At 58.2% G+C, this 21,708-nt stretch carries 19 protein-coding genes and 2 pseudogenes; 5 read left to right on the forward strand and 16 right to left on the reverse strand.

What is annotated here, in order from left to right:
• Window positions 1-31 precede the first annotated feature (31 nt).
• Window positions 32-796 carry a response regulator transcription factor gene (locus tag TK06_RS04300; protein WP_063320984.1) on the forward strand — a complete coding sequence of 255 codons (765 nt, stop codon included), beginning with the start codon at window positions 32-34 and terminating at the stop codon, window positions 794-796.
• Between the two features lie 29 nt (window positions 797-825).
• On the forward strand, window positions 826-2,175 hold the full coding sequence (locus TK06_RS04305) for an ATP-binding protein (protein WP_063325057.1): 1,350 nt from the start codon (window positions 826-828) through the stop codon (window positions 2,173-2,175).
• Here TK06_RS04305 and TK06_RS04310 read toward each other — a convergent pair.
• The 11 genes and pseudogenes from TK06_RS04310 to oxdA form a co-directional block, all read right to left on the reverse strand.
• Complete coding sequence (locus TK06_RS04310) at window positions 2,159-4,126, reverse strand: TonB-dependent receptor domain-containing protein (protein ID WP_063320985.1); 1,968 nt, start codon at window positions 4,124-4,126, stop codon at window positions 2,159-2,161. The two genes, TK06_RS04305 and TK06_RS04310, sit on opposite strands and share 17 nt — an antisense overlap.
• A 238-nt stretch (window positions 4,127-4,364) precedes the next feature.
• Window positions 4,365-4,523, reverse strand: a pseudogene (locus TK06_RS33340) (methyl-accepting chemotaxis protein); the annotation flags it as partial.
• Between the two features lie 99 nt (window positions 4,524-4,622).
• Window positions 4,623-5,678 (reverse strand): annotated as a pseudogene (locus TK06_RS33180) (PAS domain-containing protein); the annotation flags it as partial.
• A 52-nt stretch (window positions 5,679-5,730) separates the two neighbouring features.
• On the reverse strand, window positions 5,731-6,408 hold the full coding sequence (locus TK06_RS04320) for an energy-coupling factor ABC transporter permease (protein WP_063320987.1): 678 nt from the start codon (window positions 6,406-6,408) through the stop codon (window positions 5,731-5,733).
• A gap of 60 nt (window positions 6,409-6,468) precedes the next feature.
• Window positions 6,469-6,909, reverse strand: a complete 441-nt coding sequence (locus TK06_RS04325; protein ID WP_063320988.1) for a nitrile hydratase accessory protein — start codon at window positions 6,907-6,909, stop codon at window positions 6,469-6,471.
• Window positions 6,906-7,559, reverse strand: coding sequence for a nitrile hydratase subunit beta (gene nthB, locus TK06_RS04330; protein WP_063320989.1), 654 nt, complete (start codon window positions 7,557-7,559; stop codon window positions 6,906-6,908). Before nthB ends, TK06_RS04325 begins: the two co-directional genes overlap by 4 nt.
• Window positions 7,560-7,578: 19 nt before the next feature.
• The gene (gene nthA, locus TK06_RS04335) at window positions 7,579-8,211 is read right to left on the reverse strand and encodes a nitrile hydratase subunit alpha (protein WP_063320990.1); all 633 of its coding nucleotides are present in this window, start codon (window positions 8,209-8,211) and stop codon (window positions 7,579-7,581) included.
• A 76-nt stretch (window positions 8,212-8,287) separates the two neighbouring features.
• Window positions 8,288-9,802, reverse strand: coding sequence for an amidase (locus tag TK06_RS04340; RefSeq protein ID WP_063320991.1), 1,515 nt, complete (start codon window positions 9,800-9,802; stop codon window positions 8,288-8,290).
• 238 nt (window positions 9,803-10,040) lie between these two features.
• Window positions 10,041-10,565 (reverse strand): group I truncated hemoglobin, encoded by a 525-nt coding sequence (locus tag TK06_RS04345; RefSeq protein ID WP_063320992.1) that lies wholly within the window; start codon window positions 10,563-10,565, stop codon window positions 10,041-10,043.
• 106 nt (window positions 10,566-10,671) lie between these two features.
• A complete protein-coding gene (locus TK06_RS04350) occupies window positions 10,672-11,538 on the reverse strand; it encodes a transporter (protein ID WP_063320993.1) in 867 nt (288 codons plus the stop codon).
• An 87-nt stretch (window positions 11,539-11,625) separates the two neighbouring features.
• On the reverse strand, window positions 11,626-12,681 hold the full coding sequence (oxdA, locus tag TK06_RS04355; protein WP_063320994.1) for an aliphatic aldoxime dehydratase: 1,056 nt from the start codon (window positions 12,679-12,681) through the stop codon (window positions 11,626-11,628).
• A gap of 574 nt (window positions 12,682-13,255) precedes the next feature.
• Here oxdA and TK06_RS04360 point away from each other — a divergent pair.
• The gene (locus TK06_RS04360; protein WP_063320995.1) at window positions 13,256-14,191 is read left to right on the forward strand and encodes a helix-turn-helix domain-containing protein; all 936 of its coding nucleotides are present in this window, start codon (window positions 13,256-13,258) and stop codon (window positions 14,189-14,191) included.
• Between the two features lie 31 nt (window positions 14,192-14,222).
• Here TK06_RS04360 and TK06_RS04365 read toward each other — a convergent pair whose 3' ends face one another.
• The 3 genes from TK06_RS04365 to TK06_RS04375 all read right to left on the reverse strand — a co-directional run bounded on the left by TK06_RS04365 (window position 14,223) and on the right by TK06_RS04375 (window position 17,721).
• Window positions 14,223-15,641 carry a sugar porter family MFS transporter gene (locus TK06_RS04365; protein ID WP_063320996.1) on the reverse strand — a complete coding sequence of 473 codons (1,419 nt, stop codon included), beginning with the start codon at window positions 15,639-15,641 and terminating at the stop codon, window positions 14,223-14,225.
• A 95-nt stretch (window positions 15,642-15,736) separates the two neighbouring features.
• Entirely contained in the window at window positions 15,737-16,696 is a 960-nt protein-coding gene (locus tag TK06_RS04370; RefSeq protein ID WP_063320997.1) for a sugar phosphate isomerase/epimerase family protein, read from the reverse strand.
• The gene (locus tag TK06_RS04375; RefSeq protein WP_063320998.1) at window positions 16,693-17,721 is read right to left on the reverse strand and encodes a Gfo/Idh/MocA family oxidoreductase; all 1,029 of its coding nucleotides are present in this window, start codon (window positions 17,719-17,721) and stop codon (window positions 16,693-16,695) included. The genes TK06_RS04370 and TK06_RS04375 overlap by 4 nt, the downstream gene beginning before the upstream one ends.
• A 341-nt stretch (window positions 17,722-18,062) precedes the next feature.
• On the opposite strand from TK06_RS04375, the gene TK06_RS04380 reads away from it, so the two are divergent.
• A complete protein-coding gene (locus TK06_RS04380; protein WP_063325058.1) occupies window positions 18,063-19,088 on the forward strand; it encodes a LacI family DNA-binding transcriptional regulator in 1,026 nt (341 codons plus the stop codon).
• 202 nt (window positions 19,089-19,290) lie between these two features.
• Here TK06_RS04380 and TK06_RS30550 read toward each other — a convergent pair whose 3' ends face one another.
• Both TK06_RS30550 and TK06_RS04385 read right to left on the reverse strand, forming a co-directional pair.
• Complete coding sequence (locus tag TK06_RS30550; protein ID WP_086936563.1) at window positions 19,291-19,683, reverse strand: MAPEG family protein; 393 nt, start codon at window positions 19,681-19,683, stop codon at window positions 19,291-19,293.
• A 223-nt stretch (window positions 19,684-19,906) separates the two neighbouring features.
• Window positions 19,907-20,788: an SDR family oxidoreductase gene (locus TK06_RS04385; protein ID WP_063320999.1), complete on the reverse strand. Its 882-nt coding sequence runs from the start codon at window positions 20,786-20,788 to the stop codon at window positions 19,907-19,909.
• A 95-nt stretch (window positions 20,789-20,883) separates the two neighbouring features.
• Here TK06_RS04385 and TK06_RS04390 point away from each other — a divergent pair, with 95 nt between their 5' ends.
• On the forward strand, window positions 20,884-21,489 hold the full coding sequence (locus TK06_RS04390; protein ID WP_086936564.1) for a TetR/AcrR family transcriptional regulator: 606 nt from the start codon (window positions 20,884-20,886) through the stop codon (window positions 21,487-21,489).
• Window positions 21,490-21,708 lie beyond the last annotated feature (219 nt).

Genomic DNA, 21,708 nt, shown 5'->3' on the forward strand with positions numbered 1-21,708 from the left:
TGCCTGTTTCCCTTGGTAGTCCTGCGCCGCGATGCCCCCAATTCCTTCCAGCAAAGCCCCTAGCGTGCTCATCGTCGATGACAGCCGCAAGATCCGCGATCCGCTGGCGACGTTTCTGCGTCGCCACACGTTCGAGGTGCGCACGGCGGCGGATGCGGCGGGCATGTGGCAGTTGCTCAAGCAGCACAGCTTTGAGGTGATCATCCTCGACGTGTCGCTGCCCGATGGCGATGGTTTCGAGTTGTGCAGTCGCCTTTATCGGCGAAGCGATACGCCGGTGATTCTGCTGACGGCGCGCGACACCTGCGCCGATCGGGTTCGCGGTCTTGATCTGGGCGCGGACGACTACGTCACCAAACCGTTCGAGCCCCGGGAACTGGTGGCGCGGATCAACAGCGTACTGCGTCGACGCCGCCCGACCGGCACGAAACAGGCCATATCGGCGTCCGACCCTGTCGCCGTGAAAATGAGTCCCTGCTACCTGTTTGCCGACTGGCGTTACGATGCCCGTCACGCCACGCTGGCGCGTGATCAAGAGCCGCCGATTCTGCTCAGCACCGTCGAAAGCAAGCTGCTGCAAGTATTTCTCAACCATCCCAACACGCTGCTGCCCCGCGAGCGCTTGATTGATTTGACCACCGCAACCGACAGAGACGTGACAGACCGCGCCATAGACCGTCAGGTCAGTCGTCTGCGTCGCAAGTTGGCCCATAAACCGGGGGAACCGGAATTGCTGCGTACCATCTGGGGTGGCGGCTATCTGCTGGCGTCCGATGTCGTGCTGCAGGCGCCATGAATCGCCTGCGTGTCTTGTGGCCGCGCAAGATGGTTCATCAACTCAGTGTGCTGCTGTTGCTTGCGTTACTCGCTTCTAATGCAATTGCCATGCTGGTTCTGCAGCGCACCGGGGCGTTGATCCATCCGCTGTCGCGGACCATGAGCCTGGAACGTCTGGTCACCGCGCACCATGCGGCTCTCGAGGCACCCAACCAGGTCGGCGCCCGGCTACTGGCGTCGATGATCACCCCGGATGCACATTTCTGGATTGATCGGCGCGCCGACGTCGAGCCCTTCGACATGCGCGCCGAAGAACAACGCCTGGCCAATGTGCTGCGCGAGCGCCTGCAACTGGCGCCAGACCTTGCCGTGGTCATGCAACTGGAGCGGGTCACCGGCGGTCATGCCCGGGACCAGGTGTTCAGCCCAGCTGGCTGGGCTCCGTTGCGTTTGCGCAGCAGCATCGAACTGCCCGACGGCCGCTACCTCAACGCGTTGCAGCACCCGGTCGGGGCTTACGAGTGGCGCAAAGTCCTGACGTATAGCCTGCCGGTGACGATCATTCCGGTGCTGTTGATCGTCATGTTCTGCATCAGTCGCGTGGTGCAGCCTGTGAAAACCCTCGTGCAGGCGTCCGAGCGCGTCAGTCGCGGCGAGTGGATTGCCCCGCTGCCGCTGACGGGGCCGCAGGAGGCACGGGACCTGACGGCAGCGTTCAACCACATGCAGGCCAGCATCGCCCGCCATGTCGAGGGCCGCACACGCATGCTCGCCGCGATCAGCCATGACCTCAATACGCCAATCACCGAACTGCGCCTGCAAGTGGAACTGCTGGAGGAGGGCGATGCTCGCGAGGACATGCTGGAAAGTCTCGAAGAGTTGAGTCTGATGGTGCGCGAAACCCTCAACTTCGTCCGCGAAGACGCTGTGCAGGAGCCGACGCTGACCATTTCGTTGAACGGGTTACTGGATGACCTGGCCAAACGTTACCAACTGCTGAACCAGCCTGTAACCTGGCACGGAGCGCCGCCGATCATGCTGACGTGCCGGCCCCTGGCGCTGAAACGGGCCCTGACCAACCTGATCGACAACGCCCTGCGTCATGCCGGGGATGCCACGCTGAGCCTGTGTCGCGAAGACGCTGGCACCGTCCGCCTCGACATCCTCGACCACGGTGCAGGACTTCCCGATGCCTGGTTGAGCAGGGTGTTCGAGCCGTTCGTGCAGTTCGCCGGTGGAACGGCCGATGGGCACAAGGGCGGTGTCGGCCTGGGCCTGGCCATCGCCCGCGCCTGCGTGCAGGCACACGGTGGCGAACTGCTGCTGGAAAACCGCCCGTCCGCCGGATTGTGCGCCGTGGTCAGGCTGCCGGCCGCGCTGCTTAGAAGTTCAGCGTAGCGCCCATCCACAACGTGCGACCGTAGTTCACCGTGCCGTAGGTTTCATCGTCCAGGCGCTTGTTGGTGATGTTGTTCAGCGAGCTGTTCAACGTGATCGAATCGGTGAGCTCATAAGAGCCGCCCAGATCGGCCGTGGTGTAACCCGGTGCGCTTTCATCGGTAATGGTGTTGCCGGTTTCTTCCCCGTAGTAGCTGACCGACGCCCACGCTTGCGCGCGATCATTGATCGCCCATTCGCCGCGCAGGTTGGCTTTTTGCTTGGGCGTCAGCGCCAGTGGTGCGCCGGCATTGGCGCCGCTTTTCTGTTCCGAGTCGGTGTAGGTGTAATTGGCCTTGAGCAACACACTGGCGTTGATATCCCATTGCCCGGTCAGCTCCACACCCTGGATCACGGCCTTATCGATGTTGACCCGATCCATGACGATGTAACCGTTCCAGCGCTCGTCGGTGGTGACCGTCGACAACTTGTCCTTGAAGTCGTTGTAGAACACCGTCGCGCCCGCCGACAGATCATCGCGGTTGGACCACAACGCCGAGAACTCGTAGTTGGTGCTGGTTTCCGGTTTCAGGTCGGGGTTGCCGAGCATCACGAAACGGTTGCGTCGCAGGTAGGCGTAATCCTTGACCACCGCGCGTAATTCGGGCGCCTTGAAACCGCGGGCGATGCCGCCCTTGAGTGTCCAGTTATCGGTGGCGCGCCACACCCCGTAAATCCGCGGGCTGGCGTGGGTGCCATATTGTTCGTGGTCGTCTAGGCGCAGGCCGGTGGTCAGTGCGAAGCTGTCGGTCACCGACCATTCGTTTTCGGCGAACACGGCTTTTTGCAGCACCGAAAACTCGTAATCGACGCGATCGCCCAGGCCCTGGTTCCAGTCGGTCAATTCGCTTTCATTCCACTGCATGCCCACGGTACTGACATTGTGCGTGGTGGGCACCACCAGTTTGGCGTCGAACACGGTGTTCTTGACCTCCGGTTTGCGCCCGTAAATATCGGTTTGCGCCGGCGTGGCCTTGCCTTCGCGGCTGGAGGTTTCCTGGGACAAGGCGATATCCGACGTGGCCCAACCCCAACGGCCCTGGTGCGACAGCGACCAGTGATCGCGATTGTTCTCCTGCTCGCGGGTGGCCCAATTGGCACTGATGCTGTCGCCGTTCTTCAAGCGCGTGGCGCCAGCCTCCAGCAGGATGTCGTGGTCGACGGTCGGGGTGAAGGCCAGGCGTGCGGTCAGGTCGCGGTGATCGGCCTGGCTGAAACCGTTGGTTTGCTCGATGTCGTCATCGGCCTGACGATCCAGGTAACGGCCCCAGACCTGCAAGCCGAGAAAATCTTCGTGCAACGGACCATTGAGGTAGAACTGCGTCTGACGGGCGTTGCCTTGATCGCTGTGCTGCCGCGCCGAATAGTCGTAGGACACCGAACCGCCCCACTGTGGCGAAACCTTGCGGGTTATCACGTTGATCACCCCGCCAATGGCGTCCGAACCGTACAGCGACGACATCGGCCCACGCACCACTTCGATACGCTCGATGGCCGCCGCCGGCGGCACGAAACTCTGCTCGTAACCGCTGTTACCGTTGACCCGCGATTCCCGGGCACTCTGGCGCTTGCCATCGACCAGAATCAGCGTGTAATCGGCTGGCATGCCGCGAATGGAAATGTCCGTCTCATTGGCCCCACCGTTGACCGTCACCCCCTCCACATCCCGCACCGCGTCGCCCAGATCGCGATACGACTTGCGGCGCAGCGTCTCCCCATCAATCACCGTGACAGAGGCCGGCGCATCCTCGACGCGTTGCTCGTAGCCGGAAGCGGTCACCACCACATCATCCAGGGTCAAGGCCTGCGGTTCAGCGGCTTGGGCGGAAGTGAATAGCGTGCCGGCTGCGCTGGCGGCCAGGGCGAAACGTGTCCACGGGGACAATGCTGGAAAACGAAGAGGGGAGTGCATGGGGTGTCCTTTACAATTCAACTTAAAAGAGAATCGTAATCATCTGCACTGGTAGAGATTGGACAAAGTGTGACAGGGCGAATCCCACGGCAACCCAAACCCACTGTAGGCGCGACTTCACTCGCAAAAACCCAGGAGCGCCACTGCCTGGGTTTTGTACGAGAAGTCGGGGTGAATAGCATGGATGCCCCGCTTGAACTCAGTACCTCTCGATCATGTCGGCCGCCTGTTGGGTGGCCTGGCTGGTCCGGGTGGCCAGCTTGCGGACTTCGTCGGCGACGACTGCGAAGCCCCTTCCGGCCTCACCGGCTCTGGCCGCTTCTATGGCTGCGTTCAGTGCCAGTAGATTGGTCTGTTTGGCAATGCTTTGGATGGCGGCGACGATTTGCGTCAGCTGAGCGAGGTTTTCCTGCATCGCTTGATGCTGACGTTCCTGAGTCTGGCGCAACTGGCTTTCCTCGCGGAAGGAGTGCACGTCTGTGATCGCCCCCACTGTACGCAAGGGCGTGCCGTCGATGCTTCGCTGGGTCTGACCCCGGCCTCTGAACCAACGGTACTCGTCGTTGCGGTGCCTGAGGCGGTAGGTCACATCGAAGGGTGTTCGGCCGGAGCGGTCGGCGACATGGTCGACAAACGCTTGCACGGCACGCTGGCTGTCTTCGGGATGCAGGCGGGACAACCAGCTTTCGAACACATTGGGAAACTCTTCGATGGTTTCGTAGCCGAGCAGGCGACGCATCTGTGACGAGAACCAGATGACGTTGTGCGGATTGGCTGGATCGCCTGCGATGATATTGATGTCCCAGAGTGCGTCTTGAATGCATTCGCGGGAAATCTCGAAGCGGGCTGAGAGCATCGCGAACTCTTCGTCTTGCAAGCGTTGTCTGTGGATGTCACGCAGCATCCCGACGCTGATCTGTGGCAGCCCCCGTTCGTCACGGAGCGTTTCGCCGACGATCTGGACCCAGCGGTATTCTCCCAAGTGGCTCGCGAGGCGCACCTCCACCTGGTAGGGCGCGTGCCCGCTGCGATCGGCAAGATGACGAGCCAGGGCATCCAGGTTGACCTGGCGGTCGTCAGGGTGCAGGCAATCGTTCCAGGGGCCTAGATAGAAGGGGAGGTCCGCCTGAGTGGGCAGGTTGCCGAACCATTGCAGTACTGCATCGCGGGCGGGCTGCAGGCTGCCATTGAGCTGCAATTTCCAGAGCAAATCACCCGACCTGCTGGCCAGCAATTGCCAAAGTTGTGCTTGATCGTGCAACTGCGTTCCGTACTCACCCAGCTGAAGCTTGAGGCGTTGCAGTTCAGCATCAAGGTCGACCACGCTGGCCCTGAGCGCCGTGCGATCGGCGAGCAGGCGTTCGATGCCGGCCAGTACTGGTCGCAGTGACGAATCCTTCGCCGCTATCGATACTCCTTCGCCGTCGGGTTGTTCCAGTCGTTCGCCGAGCAGCTTCAATTCCTTGCGGGTGCTATTTCTGAAGAACATCAAATACCTCTGGTTTTGCTCACGAGGTTTCGGGGTGGTTCTGGTTCTTGATGCCCCGAGCATTCCGGTCTTCGAATGCTCGGGGACTGTCTGACCTGGACTGGAGTCTGTCGACTCAGGCGGCCTGGTACAGGCGGCGCTCGATCAGCGCGCTGCCACGCAGGCGATGTGTTGCCTTGGCACCGGCCAGCACGGCCAGGTCCAACAGCGGTTCGAGGGTGACGACGGTCATGTAGGCACTGCCGAAGGTCAGAATTGACAGGGCGTTTCCTGCGGTGAAGCCTTGTCCGTAGAAGGCCCAGAAGGCAACCCAGGCGACGATGCCGGCCTGGAAGGCGGTCGACAGCCCCAGCGCTTGTCTATAGTTCAGTTCCACATACGGCGTGTTTGGCGCGATGATGCGTTTCGCCAGGGCAGCGACTGCGAACAGCGGTACCAAAAGGGTGGTGACGTTCATGCCGTATTGCGGCAGGTCGAATGGCGCGAAGAACAGACTCTGGATCAGCAGTCCCAGGGCCAGGCCCGCTGCCGCAGGTGCGGCGCCGAGCAGCAGAAACAGCGTTGACCCCAGGATGAGATGGACCTCGGAGACGCCGACTGGATGGTGCGGTAGTAGCTCGAAGAAGCTGAATACCAGGGCCGTGGCAGTGACAGTGCGAGCCAGCAGCGAGAAGACACCACGCTCGCCCATGGCTTGGGCAGCGAGTTTGAGGGTGTAGGCGCCGGCACCTGCGGCAGTGACATAGCTCAGCCAGAGTTTTCCAGCTTCCACCAGGTTAGGTTCGATATGCATGACGATTGCCCCTTGGCCGCTACGCGACCTCGAAAGTAAAAAAACAGGATGACTCCGGGCTCAGCTGGTGGCCCGGCTGATCGCCACCGGCTCGTGCCGCGGCAGGTGTTCGTGGCCTTTTCCATGGGCCGGTGGGCAACTCGCATTGAGCAGCGTCACCGGTTGTCCGTGGGGGGTATTCAAGTAAGCCTGCTGCCATTCCTCGGTGCGCCGGCTGATATCTTCCATACCCGTTAAACCGAGTGTGGTGACCACTCTTTCCATCGCTGCGATCCATTGCCGGTAGTAAGTGTCGTTGACGCTTTCTCCGGGTTGCGCCGGGGCAGCCTTGATCTCTTCGCTGAATACCTGCACCCAGTCCTTCCAGGGGAACACGCCGGCTTGGTGCAAGTGCACCAGCAGGGAAAAAGCCTGAGCCTGCCAAGGCTTGTCGAACACCGGGCCTTCATCGTCGAGAGGGAGGCCGACGGCCTTGTAGTCGTGGTGCATGCTCGTGTTCATACGGCCTCCAGGTAGCTGTCCCATAGGTCGATGCACACACTGTCCGGTCGCGCCACTCCCCACAGTTCTGTCGCACTGAAGCGAACGGCATAGACCTGTTGGGGCTGTTCGCCTAGACCGTGGGCCATCGTGTCTGGGGTGGCAAACGCGCCGTGTGCAATCTCGATGGTCCCGACCTTGCCGCGCGCGTAGCGCGGCAGTCGGGTGTGGGTGGTTGGGTTGAGGTTCTTCGTTCGCACCCGGTCACCGACCTGGAAGCGGCCGGAGACAGGTTCCTTTGCCCGGGAAGAGGCGCCGCCGAGCACTACGGCCTCGACGATGTCCGGTGTTAAAACCGTGACGGGCTGTGTCGGTGGGGTTGGTTTGGCCGTACCCTGCAGTTCGCCAGTGCTGATCACGCCTTTTTCCAGCAGCAGGTTCTCGAAGGCATGCAGCCAATGTTCGTAGTAACTGGACTGCAAGTATTCAGCCGGTTCCATGCGTTCAATGGCGTGTCGGAATTCGTCGACATTGAAGTGCCCGCCGACGAAGAGCGAGGCGAACAGCGGAAAGACCCTGCGCTCCCAGTCGTGATGGAAGAGGGGTTCATTTTCTTCGGTGAGCACCGGGCCGAAACCGTGCATACCGCCTAAATCGTGTACACCGTTCATGGTTTTCTCCTTTTCAGGTTCAGGCTTCGTCGCCCGGCATCTTCGGCAGGCCAGTGCCGATCATGGCGTCACGCGTCACCAGCTCGACCAGTCGTTCCTCGCTCCAGCCGTCAGTACCGACCGGACGTTCCGGCAGTACCAGGTAGCGCAACTCGGCACTGCTGTCCCAGACGCGTACTTCCTTGTCATTGGGAATAGTCAAACCGAATTCGGCCAGCACGCTGCGCGGATCGATGACGATCCGTGACCGATAGGGCGCGGATTTGTACCAGACGGGTGGCAGACCCAGGGTCGGCCAGGGGTAGCAGGAGCACAGCGTGCAGACCGTCACGTTGTGCACGGTCGCGGTGTTCTCCACCACCACCATGTCTTCGCCCTGCACGCCGGAAAAACCCAGTTCGGCAATGGCCGCGGTGGCATCTTCCAGCAGCCGATGTTTGTAATCGGGATCGAACCAGGCCTTGGCGACCACCTGAGCGCCGTTGCGCGGGCCGACCTTGTGTTGGTAAGTGTCCACCAGAGCATCCATCGCGGTTGGGTCGACCAAACCCTTTTCGATCAACAGGGATTCGAGCGCCTTGACACGCAAGGCGATGGCCTCGGGTGGCTCGGTGTGATCGTGATCGTGATGATGTTCGTGCGTATGGCTCATGTCTTAGCTCCTCTGAAGTTGATACTCACTTTCAGTGCTACTTGCCGGTGTTCGTTCGCCAATGCGATGCGCAGGTCTACAACGTCCGCCAATCGACAGAGGCCTCGAATGCGGCTGCCGCTTGATAGAGGGTGCCTTCGGCATAATGTCTTCCGACAAGCATCAGCCCCACGGGCAGTCCGTCCACCAGGCCACACGGGATCGACATGGCGGGGTGCCCCGTAATGTCTTGAGCGGCCGTATTGCCAAGCATCTCCAACGCACGCGTGACGGTCTCGGTGATTGAAGAACCCGGTTCCGGGAGCGGCTGAGCGGTGATTGGCACTGTCGGCATGACGAGCAGGTCATAGGTGTCCAGCGCCTTGTCATAGGCCGCTCGGGCAAAGCGCGCAATGTTCTGGGCCTTGGCGTAGTAGCGACCGTTGTAGCGCTCCAGACCGAACTGGCCGACGAACATGCAAAGCTTGAGTGACGGCGACAATGCGTTTGCCTGATCGCGCCAACCGGCCTGTTTGTCCAGCAGGCCCACGTCGTACAGCCCCTTCCAGTTAAAACCCGCGCCATTGCCGTGCATCATTTGCATGGTCAGGCCTTCACAGCCGATAGGGCTCCATAACGATCCCGCCAGGTTGTGTTCGGGAACCGATACCTCCTCGACCCGCGCGCCCAAAGCTTCGAGCCGGGCGATAGCGCTGCGTACCTTTTCTGCGATACGTGGATCTTGATTCGCGAGTTGGAAGCCTTCCTGGAGAACCCCGATCCGAAGTCCGGTCACGCCTCGTTCCAGATAATCGCAATAGGCATCGACCTTGGGGGCGGCCTGGCGAGGGTCGAGCCCATCGGCGCCGGCCATCACTTCGAGCATGAGCGCGTTATCGCGTACGTTGCTCGTCATGGGGCCGACATGATCGAAAGTGGACTCGATCGCCATGACCCCGGTGTAAGGCACTAGACCCCAGGTAGGTTTCATTCCATAAATGCCGCACCATGCGGCAGGAATGCGGATGGAACCGCCTTGGTCGCCACCGATAGCCAGGTCGACCGCCCCCGTCGCCACAAGCGCCGCGCTGCCCGAAGACGAACCACCCGTCGTATAACCATGGCGAAAAGGGTTGTGCACAGGCGCGGGGTCCGAGGTATGGCTACCACCGGAGAGGCAGTAATGTTCGCAGGTGGCTTTGCCGAGGATGGTTGCACCAGCGTCGAGCAGACGCGTCACCACGGTGGCGTCAAACGAAGGTACGAAACCCTCCAGTGGTGCGGCGCCGTTCATCATCGGGACACCGGCCAGAGAGATATTGTCCTTGAGCGCGACCGTCTTGCCAGAAAGCTTGCCCGAACTGGCGCCCATCACCTCAGTTCTGTAGTACCAGGCGTTCAGCGGATTATCCGTGCTTGAAGGGCGGTAACCAGCACTGCGCTCGTAGCGCACTGGAGGGATGAAATCTGGCAACTCATCGACCAAGTCGTAGGCATCGAAACTGGATTGCATAAGCGCCAGGTATTCGCTGGCTTGCTCGGGTGTCAGCTGTATGTGCAGGCGGCTGGCGAGATCCTGCACGTGTTCGAGAGTCGGGCGGATGATGGCCATGGGGTGTCCTTTGTCCTGTGCCAACCCGTAGGGGCTGGCGATGTCTGTTCAAACGTCATCTCGGGGATGCCCGGGCACGGTGCGCACTCTTGGCGAGCCGTGCTCGGGGCTGGTATCAAGCTATCTCCACAGATTGAGCAGCGCTTGGCTGAGGAGGACAGTCGCTTGGTTGAGCGGGACTCGCTTGCCCCACCACGGTCGCCCTCCATTGCTGTGGCTTAGGCTTATGCCGGGGGTATCAGTCTTCGGATTCAGGCGTGGTCTGTTTCCGAGATGACTTCCCGGGTTTTGGCCAGACAACCCCAACGCTTCTCATCCCTTTGGCGGGGTCCATTTCCGGGTGTGCGAGTACGACGTCCCGATAGGAGGGGCTCCCGATCACCGCCGGTTTGAACTTGATGAGGAAGTCATTGACCTCTTTGCGCAGATCCGGGGCCAGACCGTAGTCGTCGTAGCACGCCTCGAGACAATCGAGCACCGCTTGCCAGTGCACCTCGGTCAGGCCCATTCCGCGATGCGCGGTGACCATGTCTCTACCCCGGTATTTGGCGCTTCCACCCCAGTGCTCGGAAAGGAAATCGACAAAATTGATGTGTTCCTTTTGGAACGTCGATTCCGACATATGGGCCCAGATGTGCCCGATGGCGGGGTGTCCCATTGTCTTTCTCAATACTGCGCCTGCGAACTGATAGATCGCGTCATAGCCGCCAAGACGGGTATAGAGGGAGGGTTGTTGTTCCATGGTGGGTTGCTGGTCGGTCATTGTCTGGTTACTCCGTTTCGGGTGAGAGGCATCTCATTAGCCAACTGTCGCGCCGTTGGGCACACGCTTGGTTGATAAGGACAACGGGTGGTAGAGACGGGGGGGTCTAAAAAACCCTGACGTAGCGCAGGTTCATGCGAAAGTCTTCTTTGGGACCGTTCTCCACCGCTAGGTCGCGTCCAAGTTGCACTTGGAGTTGGTCCTTGGCAGTGAAAAACTTTCTGGCCGTGACGCGGAAGTTGGTGGTTTCCATCCTGTCGTCCTGGTTGACACCATCGATCTGGTTTTCCCCGCCCCAACTGTGGCCGAAGCCGATAGCCAGCGCCGTGGTCTCGTCGGGCATGTAGCGCCCCATTAACTGAGCACCGTAGGAAACGTCCTGCTCCCGGCGGGCGGAGCTGGCGCCGAAGTCGTTGTTGTCTGCGTACCAGATGGCGTCACCGACGAGGTCGATGGCCCACTTCTGCGTGAAGTGCTTGACGTAAGCGGCCTGGAGATCAACCTTCCAACGGTTCTCGCCAAGGTTGAGCGCGTCGTCTTTGTCATAGTCGCCAGTCGGCACGTACAAGTAGGCGGTCGCACCGAGGGTGTCGTTGGCGTCGTTGAGGCGGTACTTGAGCGGCGCAGTGAGAATGAGGTCGCCGATGCCGCTGGCGTCGCCTAAAGCAGAAGCGTCACCACCGCCTGAGACATGACCGAAGGGCAACAGGAATTGCGGCTCGATGGTCAGTCGCTCGCTCAACTGGTAGATGTGCAGCAGACGCAGAATGCCGATATCGGAAGTCAGGTTGAAATCGGAGCTGGTCTTGTGGCCCTGGGCATAGGCACTGTCCGTGGTGGCGTGCTGGTAGTAGACCACGCCGATGGTCGCTCCCACGGGGAGCGGCTCGTAATCGCCAGGATCCACCTCGAGCGCGTGGGAGGAAAGGCTGGGGAGGAGGGCGGCAAGCGACAGGTAGCGGAACTGTTTCATGATCGAAGATCCTTTTTTCGGGCAAAAAGAGCCCCGCAATCGCCAGTCAGGCAATGCGCAGGGCTAAAAGTGGAGTCAGCGATGAAGTCAGGTGGGCGACACTTGCGCGTCGCGCATCATCCCGGTCTGCGGGTGGCAGTTGATGTACTCGAACAGTTGCTGGCTACCGTCCGCTACCGAGACCTCGTGATACAGCCGCAGCTTCGAAAGGCCTCCGATCACTCGGAAGAACGTGGTGAAAATACGTAAATGAGTGGGGTGGGATTCTGCCCAGCGTTCCAGTTTGTCGAGGGATCGCCAGTGACCGATGTCATAGGCGATGTCGAGAAGATTGCCATCCAGGTCGACGTTGCGAACGAAGCGGTTGCTGTAGCAGCCCAGGGCCTGCCCCTCGTCACGCAGGAAGTTCATGCCGTCTTGCAGGGGCGGCAGCATCTCGTTGAAATAGAGCGCGCGCTCTTCCTCGCCGGCTTCGACCCAGTCTTGTCCGGAGCGGATCAGCGTCAGGTTGTCGTGGCCGCGCACCACGACCCTGCCGCCCTTGGCGGGGTCGCCTGAAATGACTTGCAGTTCGCTGGTCGGCTGCATCCAGTCGGTCTGTGAGATAGCAAAGCGGTCGCGCGCCGAGCCCCAGTAGCCGTGCTCCTCGATCTCGCCGCTGATGCCGTCCATGATCGCACCGACACCTGGCAAATCGTCCTTGAATGCATACAGCGTCTCGAACTGCTCGGCACGTGGTGCGATGACTTCGCGGAAATACCCCAACCCTTCGTTCAGGCGTGCCTCGTCGCCCCACCAATCGGCCACAGGCGCTGAAAGTAACCATCGCTGATAGGCAGCAGGATCACGCCAGTAACCCACGGCGATGAAGTTTCCATAACCCTGATTGTCGAGGTGGTAGGTCAGGTCGTGATTCCCTGGGCCATCGGCGAGGGCAAAGCTGGCGTCAATGTAGCGCATGGCCTGCAGGGCGGCGACGCGTTGCTCGTCGCGAAATTGCACCCCGAGGTAAGCCATCACGACTTGCTTCACACTTTCGTCAGCTCGCCCGACAAACATCGGGAAGGGTGGCTGGTAATCGTCGTGAACACGACGGGACAACGTCCGGGGACATTTGAGATGTTTATCGATTGCAGATTCCATGGGGGCTCCTTTATCACCGTCTCAAACGGACGGTTCGCTGTTCTACATCCCAGTGGATGTGGGGGTTTTGCGGTGGGTACCACTCCATCGGCGTTGCAGCGCCAAGGTCCCGAGCTGTACCAGGTAAGTGGCAAACTCTTCGGGTGCCATGTCCCATCGCTGTAAAAACCAGGATGAATCGGACAGTCGCTGCTGTTCTTGTGGATGCATCAGACACCTCATCATTGGTGCTTGTAGGGACACGGCATGGATTAAAAATTATCGAGGGGCGATGAAACGTGCTTGGCTCGAATGGACAACCGTTTGGTTAAAAAGGACAGGCAAAAAGGCCGGCATAACAGCGCGCAGCAATGGTGCGGGGCTTGTGAATCAAGGGGGCGAGGTGCCCCGAGAAGAGGCATGGGGAGAGGCATGGGGAGTGTTGGAAGGATCGGCCTATGTAACGCGCAGGCGGCTATCTTCCAAGGTGTCTGACAGCGCGGGAATGAGGCGATGGAGATGGCCTGCTAATTGCTTTGCCCGCAAAAACGTTACCCCGCTTTTTTTGTTGAAACGCCGCCGCGAGGTGAATGCAATGAGCCAGACATGTCAGTATTCAACGCTTGCCGTTACGGCACCCCTCCGGTTTGATTACTGGAAGGAGGTGGTGTGTCACCATTGCCTGGACGCAGACAGCAAACGACTGGCGCAGAGCGATTTTGACGGGGCGCTGGAGGTGCATGGCATGGGCGCATTGGACATCTGCACGTTGTCCGCCCCCTTGCACTATTGGGAGCGATCCGCCCAGCACCTGCGCAGTGATCCTAATGACGATTTGTGGTTGGGCTTTACCCGGAGCGGTTATGGCGAACTGGAGCAGGCTGACCGACGGACGAAGCTGGCGGCGGACGATCTGTTTCTTTATGACGCATCCCAGCCGTTCAGATTCAGCTTCGGTGGTACTGATAACCACCTTGTCCGCATTCCGCGACAACTGCTCAGCCAGCGGCTGCCCGGCATAGCGGATTGCACCGCTGTGGTTCTGGATGACCGTCGTCCAGGGGTGATTCCGTTACGCGAGATGTTACGCCAAGCCGCGAGTATGCCTTCAGGCTTCCAGAACACAGGAGTCTCCAGCCGTTACTCCAGCACGTTGCTTGACCTTCTGGTGGTCAGCCTGGAACTCCAGGATTTAAAGCAGACGCATGATGAGTTGGACCTGTACGGCCGGATCATGAATTACATCCACCGGTATTTGACCGAGGCGGACCTGTCGCTCGAACGCATTGCTCAAGCCCACCATGTCTCCACGCGCACTGTGACGCGCGCTTTCGCCCGTCATCAGAAATCGCCGGTCGCAGAAATCTGGAAGGCACGATTGCTTGCCAGCCGCGACGCTATTGAGCGCGGTCAAGTCCGCAGTATTTCTCAGGCGGCGCTGGATTTCGGTTTCTCCGACTTCTCTCATTTCAGCCACGCTTTTCGCAAAGCCTTTGGCGTTGCCCCCCATACTCTCCTGCGACGAGAGTGAAAGAGGGGCTTTATCGCTCCTGAAGCGAAGCCTAACCGTACAACCGCTGCTCAATCTCTTCGAGCGTGCTGCCGCGTGTCTCCGGTACCCATACCGCGACGAAGGTCAGGGACAGGAGTCCTGCTCCCACGAACACAAAGAAGGTTTGGCCGATCCCGATCATCGCAACCAAAGATGGAAAGAACATGCCGATCATCACGTTGGTCAACCAGAACGCTGCGATCGCCATACCCATGCATCCGCCGCGGATGCGCATTGGGAAAATTTCCGCCAGAAGCACCCAAAAAGCAGGCCCGATCAGCCCTTGCATGGAGGCCAGGAACATCGCCATGGCGCCGAGGATGAGCATGGCGCGGGTGACGGAGGGATCGACAAAAACTGAAACCAGGCCAATCAACAGCAAAGACAATGTGGTGCCAGTGAAACCGAGCAACATCATTGGACGACGCCCTACGCGGTCGAGCAACGCAATGCCCACGAAGGTTGCGCCAATCGAAATAATGCCGTTTACGACGTTGGCGATCAGTGCGCTACGTTGCTCCAGGCCTGCTTCTGTGAGGATCTGGGTGCCGAAGTACATGATTGAATTGACTCCGGTCAGCTGCGACGTAACAGCGATACCGATGCCAATCAAAAAGATTCGCCGCGCACCCTTTTGAGACAGGTCACGCCAGCCGCCTTTTTTGATGAATCGTTCGTTGCTGATCTGCTGGGTGATCGCCTCCATCTCAGCTTTGGCGTAGTACTCCTCCCGTACCAGTTTCAGCACCTCCAGGCCCTCTCTGAAGCGCCCTTTGGTGGCCAGCCAGCGCGGGCTTTCCGGCATGTAGAGCATTCCCAACCAGAGTGCCACTGCTGGCAGGGTTGCCAAGGCAAGCATCCATCGCCACACACCATCGAGATCGCTAAACAAATTGCCCAGTGTGGCGTTGGTGGTGAAGGCCAGGAATTGTCCGGTGACGATCATCAACTCGTTGCGGGTAATGATGCGACCGCGGATGCTGGATGGCGCCATCTCCGAAAGATACGCCGGCACGACGACCGATGCGCCGCCCACCGCTAACCCCAGCGTGAAGCGGGCGGCCACCATGACGTCGAGGGTTGGCGCCAGCGCACAAGCCAACGCGCCAAGAAAAAACACTACGGCGAGGAAAAGAATGATACGGCGGCGACCCTTGAGGTCCGATAAGCGACCGCTGAACAGTGCCCCCATCATTGCGCCGATCAATAGGGCGCTGGCGACCAGACCTTCCGTAAAGGGTGTCAGGCCCAGGTCATCTTTCATGTAGAGCAAGGCGCCGTTGATGACGCCGGTGTCGAAGCCGAATAGCAAGCCGCCAAACGTGGCAATCCAAGTGATTTTTTGCAGGTAGCGCTGTGCCTGGTGCTTTTCAGGGCTTACATAGGCGGCTGAAGTGTCTGCCGTATTTCCGTAGGAATTAATTGTCATTGTGATATTCCTGACTGAAACTCATGGGGATACCCACTCGCCATCGCGGTGAGCGTTTCAATATGCAATTACATGGGTTTTTCTCGTGGTGCGATTCAGATGGGTTGGGGTTTGAAGTCGCTGGTGGCAACCGGCATGACGCTCTGTAGCAGTCTTACGGACTTTTCCAAACCCTCGAGGCTGTTGAGTAAAACGTCCTCATGCTCGATCGATAGCCAGCCATCGTAGCCAGCCATCTTCAGGCGGTAACAGAACTGTCGCCACCATTGCTCACCGTGGCCGAATCCAAGTGTGATGTAGGACCAGCTTCGGGATGAGATATCCATCAATGAGCCATTTTCCAGGAGTGAATCCACGGCCTGGACTGGCGCATTAAGCAAAGTGTCTTTGGCGTGCACATGATAAATGGCGTCGCCCAGTGCCTCGGCGGCGACCAGCGGATCAGCGCCCATCCAGAACAGATGCGAGGGATCGAGGTTGGCGCCAATCACCGGTCCGATGGCATTGCGTAGCTTCAACAGCGAGCGGACGTTGTAGACGCACTGGTTACCGTGCAATTCCAAAGCGATACGCTCCACACCATTTTCCCTGGCCAGCTCAGCTATCTCGTTCCAGAAGGGCAGTAGGCGTTCTTCCCATTGATAGCGCAGCATCGCCTGGGTTTCGGGAGGCCATGAGGCAACCACCCAGTTCGGCATCCTGTCACCGGCCCGACCCTCCGGTAAGCCAGACATGGTGCAGACAGTCTTGACTCCCAGTTCACCGGCTACGCGTATCGTGTCCCTGAGGCACTGGCCTTGTGCAGGCTGCGTGGGGTGCAAAGGGTTGCCGTTGGCGTTCAGGGAAATGATTTCCAGACCGTGCTCCTGGAAGCTGCGTTTGAGTGCCTGGCGGTGGTCGGCACTGGCGAGCATCTGCGTCAAGTCAAAGTGCGGCGCGGTCGACCATCCGCCAGTGTTGATCTCCAGGCCCGACACTCCCAGCCGTTCAGCCTGCTTGAGCATCTCCCGCAGGGGCAGGTTGCCGAGGCTGTCGGTGACGAATCCCAGCTTCATGACGTAGCTCCTTCTCGCGACCGGTAGAGGGGCGGTGCTTCCAGCGTCGGCAACACGACCCGGCGACGCTGATTGAGTGCCTCGATGCCGGCTTGGGCGACAATGGCTGCGCAATAGCCGTCCCAGGCATTCGCGGCATGGACTGGGAACCGACCTGTGTTGATGAACGCCACGAATGCTTTGTTCTGTAGGCGGTAGGCGTCGGCGAAACGCGGCCGCCAATCGGCCGCGTACCTTTCAAAACCCTGAAGACAGGTGTTGAAACGAGTATGTACGGGGGTGTTCAGTTGCACGGAACCTCGCTCACCCACCAACTCGCCACGGACGTCGTACCCGTAATGGGCGTTGTTGTTGATTTCGATGTTCACCAGATGGCCTTCCCGGGTTTCCAGCACCATGAATACCGGGGCGCCGACGCCGTCCTCAGACGTGTGGGTGGGTTGGAACACTGAGATGGCAACGTATTCAGTGTCGAGCACGTGACGTGCCACATCGAACTCATGCGGCGCGGAGTTACTGATCGCCATTTGCCCGCTGAAGTTGGCGGGGGCTTCTACGTTGCGGTGGAAGTTGTGCATCATCACAGCCCGACCTATCACACCGTCGCTCAAGGCACTTTTCATTTCCCTGTACGAAGGGTCAAACCGGCGCATGAAGCCCAGTTGCACGAATTGGCGACCCCGAGAGGCTTCTTTGTCGATGACCGCCAGGCACTGGTCCGGGCTTTGAGACAGTGGCTTTTCACACAGTGCGGGTTTCCCTGCCTCGATGGCTGCCATGGTCAGGACTGCATGGGTTTCGTCCGGGCTGGCGATGATGATTGCATCGACATCGGACCTTGAAAGCGTGAACAGAGGATCAGTGGAAACGTCAGCAGCGCCATAACGGTCGGCTATCAGTTTCGCTCGCTCTGGCGACGCATCACACACCACATGCAAAGTGGCTCCCGGAAGGTCCTGGGCAATGATGCGGGCGTGATCCTCCCCCATGATACCCGCGCCGATGACGGCGATTCGTATGCTCATATTCAACGACCTATCGATGGGCGAAAGTTATCAACGCAGCGTCGAACTCGCGTGCGTGTTGACTGGGAAAGGGAGATGTATGTGGCCATAAGCGGCGTAGCCGTGGCGGTCGAAACCAACCGATGAGGCGAGTTATTCATGGGACTATCCTGGCGGTTTGTTGTGTTTGTTGTGCCTCGATTATTAGCACCGAACAAGCAATCATCAAGGCGCGCCATAGGCGATTTATGATGTGAAAAACCTCAAATTTGAAGATGGAGTAGTGGTTGTTATTGCTTTTGAAAACACCCATCAGGAATACATATATGATGTAAATGACATCAAGAGAGAGGGCAGGCTATATGACCACGCAAACATCGGCGCGCTTATGGAAGGGCCCCACTGTTCAACAGGTCGCCAAGGTGGCCAGGGTCGGAGCAGCCACCGTCGACCGCGTGCTGAATAACCGCCCCGGCGTGCGAGAAAACACCCGTCTGAAAGTGCTGGCGGCGCTGGATAAGCTAAAGAAAGACTTGGCTGATGGCATGGCAACGTTGCAGATCAAGCTCTTTTGCGATTCGGGCGAAACCTTCAATGCAACGTTGGCCGACGCCGAGGCATTGGTGAACGCTTCGACGCCAGGCGTCGTGGTGCATGGCTACTATGAACCGACCAACCAGGTCGATCCCGCCACGTTTGCTGATCAGGTTCAGGCTGAGGGCGCTTCAGCGGATGGTGTGATCGTCGTATCGCGCGAGCATCCGGCGATCAACCGAGCGATTCGCAAACTCTGCAGCCTGGGTATTCCAGTTGTGTGCCTGACCACCGACCTGCCTAACTCCGGGCGTAGTGCCTACGTTGGCAATGATCAATATGCGGCAGGCAGTGTCGCCGGGTTGCTGATCGGCAATGCGTTACCTAAAGAGCCCGCGAAAATCCTGCTGGTGACCAGTGTGCCGTTTCGTTGTCAGCAAGAGCGGGAGATGGGGTTTCGCCGGGTGCTCCGTTCCGAGTTTCCGTATCTGAAAATCGACGAGCGGGTGATGTCCGACGATCGCCCTCAGACCACGACTGAACAATTGACGCGTTACTTTTCCAAGCATGACTACCCGGCAGCCATCTACAACGTGGCCGGCGCCAATCGGGGCGTTGCTTGCTCAATAGATGCCATTGCGGCTGAGGATCGGCCTATTTTCGTCGGCCATGAGCTTACGGTTCATACGCGGGCGATGCTTGAGTCCGGCGTCATGGATTACGTTATCTCTCATGATTTCGTTGGCGAGACGGCCGCAGCGGTGCGCTGGATACGAGGAGCGATCGAGGGCGCGGCGAGCGCGCCACCCTCAACACAGATCATGATCCACACTCGATATAACTGTGGTGTGTAAGGCCAACGTTGCGTTCTACCCAACCGTGTCCCTCAGCAAAACCAAGGGTGGAGGCTTATGTCGGAGTCAGTACCGATCGAGAAACGGTGCTCCTTGCCATGCAGCCGATACGATTACAGACTATCCGGATCCCCGAAGAACATTTTGACTGGGCTCCAGGACGGTAGTTACAGCCCGAAAAAAGGTCGCGTTGCACGCCTCATTAGGCGCCACCAAAATACCTGCAAATGCAAAGCACGGCCGAGGTGGACAGTACTAAAAGAGTTGCAAAAATGCCGGCGTTACGACCAAAAGGATTGTTGTCTGTAAACGAAAGTGCGTAGCCATGTAGAATGCGTCCAACAAATAGTACCGAGCCGAGAGTGTGTAGTTGCCATTGCGGTGAGCCGCTTAATTCTAGAAATCCAATCAACACGAGCGCCAGTGGAACGTACTCAGCGAAATTGCCGTGCCCTCTAATGCGCCGAAACATGACGGAACTGCCACCGTCGCCAAGACTAGGACTGCCAGGCCCCATTCTTCCAATAATTACTCGGACACTTAGCGCAATGAATAAAATTGCAAGTAGGCCGCTATAGAGAAGTGTAGCTTTCATTGTATGCTCCCTGCCCCACAAGGGGCCTAACTAGTGGCTAAAGTTGCTCGCCTTGAAGCGTATGCAGCCCGCGTAGTGGCCGTTGGCGCTTAGGTCTTTGCTCTTCAATTGCGCTGCGCTAATCGGAGCTGAAGAACTGCTATTGGGCGTTTCTCAAGGAAAGAATGCGATTGTGATATATAGCTGAAACAGGGCAAGGAATAGCCTGCCCTGTTTCAGGGAATTACGCGTCAGCGCCGCCTAAAATATTCTCTAGTTGCATTTCTTTTAAAACACGGTCTTGAATGGGTTGCTTGGCAGCGTTAATTTCATCAACACCCCAAACCATGCCTACCGCTGTGCGTGTAGGACGTTTGCCGGCAGGCATATCTGCTAACGCTAAATAAGTATCGACGACCAATTGTGGGTCTGGTGCCAGGTCAGACTGCATGAATTTCGCGAATTCTGCGAACATAGCATCAGGTATCTTTGCCAAGTCACCATAGCTCTCCAGTACGTCAAGACGGGAAGGCGCTTGCCCTCCAGCACTCAGACCTGTAGGGAACGGGCCTGGTTGCACGATGGCAACATCAATACCGAAGGGCGCCACTTCGTAACGTAAGCCTTGGACGTAGCCTTCCAGAGCGTGCTTGGTGGCGGCGTATGTAGAGAAATACGGCGCCGAAATCTGGCCGACCATTGATGAGGTGTTAATGATCAGACCGGATTTGGCTTCCCGCATAGCGGGCAAGACAGCCTGTATAATGCGCATGGCGCCATAGTAGTTGGTTTCCATCTGTTCCCTGGCTTGGGCAATGCTAAATGCCTCCGTAATACCCAGGTACATTACGCCTGCATTGTTAATCAAAATATCAATCTTGCCCGCTTTAGCCAGCACACCAGCAATGGCTGTCTTGACGGATTCGTCGCTGGTGACATCCATGTCTACGACATGGATGAGGTTGCTATGCGCTTCCAGCGCGGTCTTGACTGCGGCGTTCTTGCCTTCTGTGCCACGCATGGTGGCGAACACTTGGTAGCCCTTGTCTGCAAAGTCTTTCACTGCTTTTAGGCCAAATCCACTGCTGCTACCGGTGATGATGACGCTTTTTTTGGCTTCGCTCATTTTTCTTTCCCGCTGGGTTGTCTATTAAGTACCATTCGGTACAAAATAGGGGGGAGGGGTGCCGTGTGTCAAGTTAAAATACCAGGTGGTACAAAATGAGCTTAAATCCGACAAAGCCTTCAAGGGGACGACCTAAGACCCTGGACCGTGATCACGTTTTGGATGTGGCAATGGAAGCCTATTGGAAAGAGGGCGTACGCAGCTTATCCCTTAATGAAATTTGCAGAAGGTGCGATATATCGAAGCCAGGTCTTTATCGTGAATTTTGGAATGAAGATGGCTTGATGAAAGCCGTTATTCTTAAATATCAGGAACAGGAGCTGGATTCTGTGCTGGAGATGTTAAAGGCAGAAAAGCCGTTTCGAGAGATGCTTGACAGCCTGGTGTCATTCGCCACCTCAGTGAGTGACAGTCAAGGGATACCAAAGGGATGTCTTTTGATAAAGATGCGCGAATCACGCATGCACCTGGGTGAGGCAACACGAGCACAAATCGATTTCATTCAAGAGCAAGCATTAACGGCTTACAGGAAATGGGTGGAGCGTGCAAAAGCCAAATGTGAATTCTCTGCAGACATGTCATCAGAGTTTGCATCTATCTATATTGATGCGCAATTAAGTAATGCTGCGTCACAGATATCTCGTGGCGAGGATCCGCAGATTGTAAAGAAGATGCTGTTAGTCGCTTTTTCTGTGTTCTGATGAGCATGCCTCTCAGCCCAGTGTTTCTGTAGAAGCAGATACTCGTTCGTCTGGGGTAAAAAAGGGGCTTGTCTGAATACTGCCTGGTAGAGCAAGTCACGCTTCTCAAACTGAAAAATGAGAGACCCAACCGGAGCGATGTTATCGCTTCAAGCGACTCAAAAACTTATCCAGCAGCCGCCATTGAAGGTCCTCAAGGAATTCACAGCCATTATGAAC

Origin of the sequence: Pseudomonas fluorescens (assembly GCF_001623525.1) — a bacterium.
GTDB lineage: Bacteria > Pseudomonadota > Gammaproteobacteria > Pseudomonadales > Pseudomonadaceae > Aquipseudomonas > Aquipseudomonas fluorescens_Q.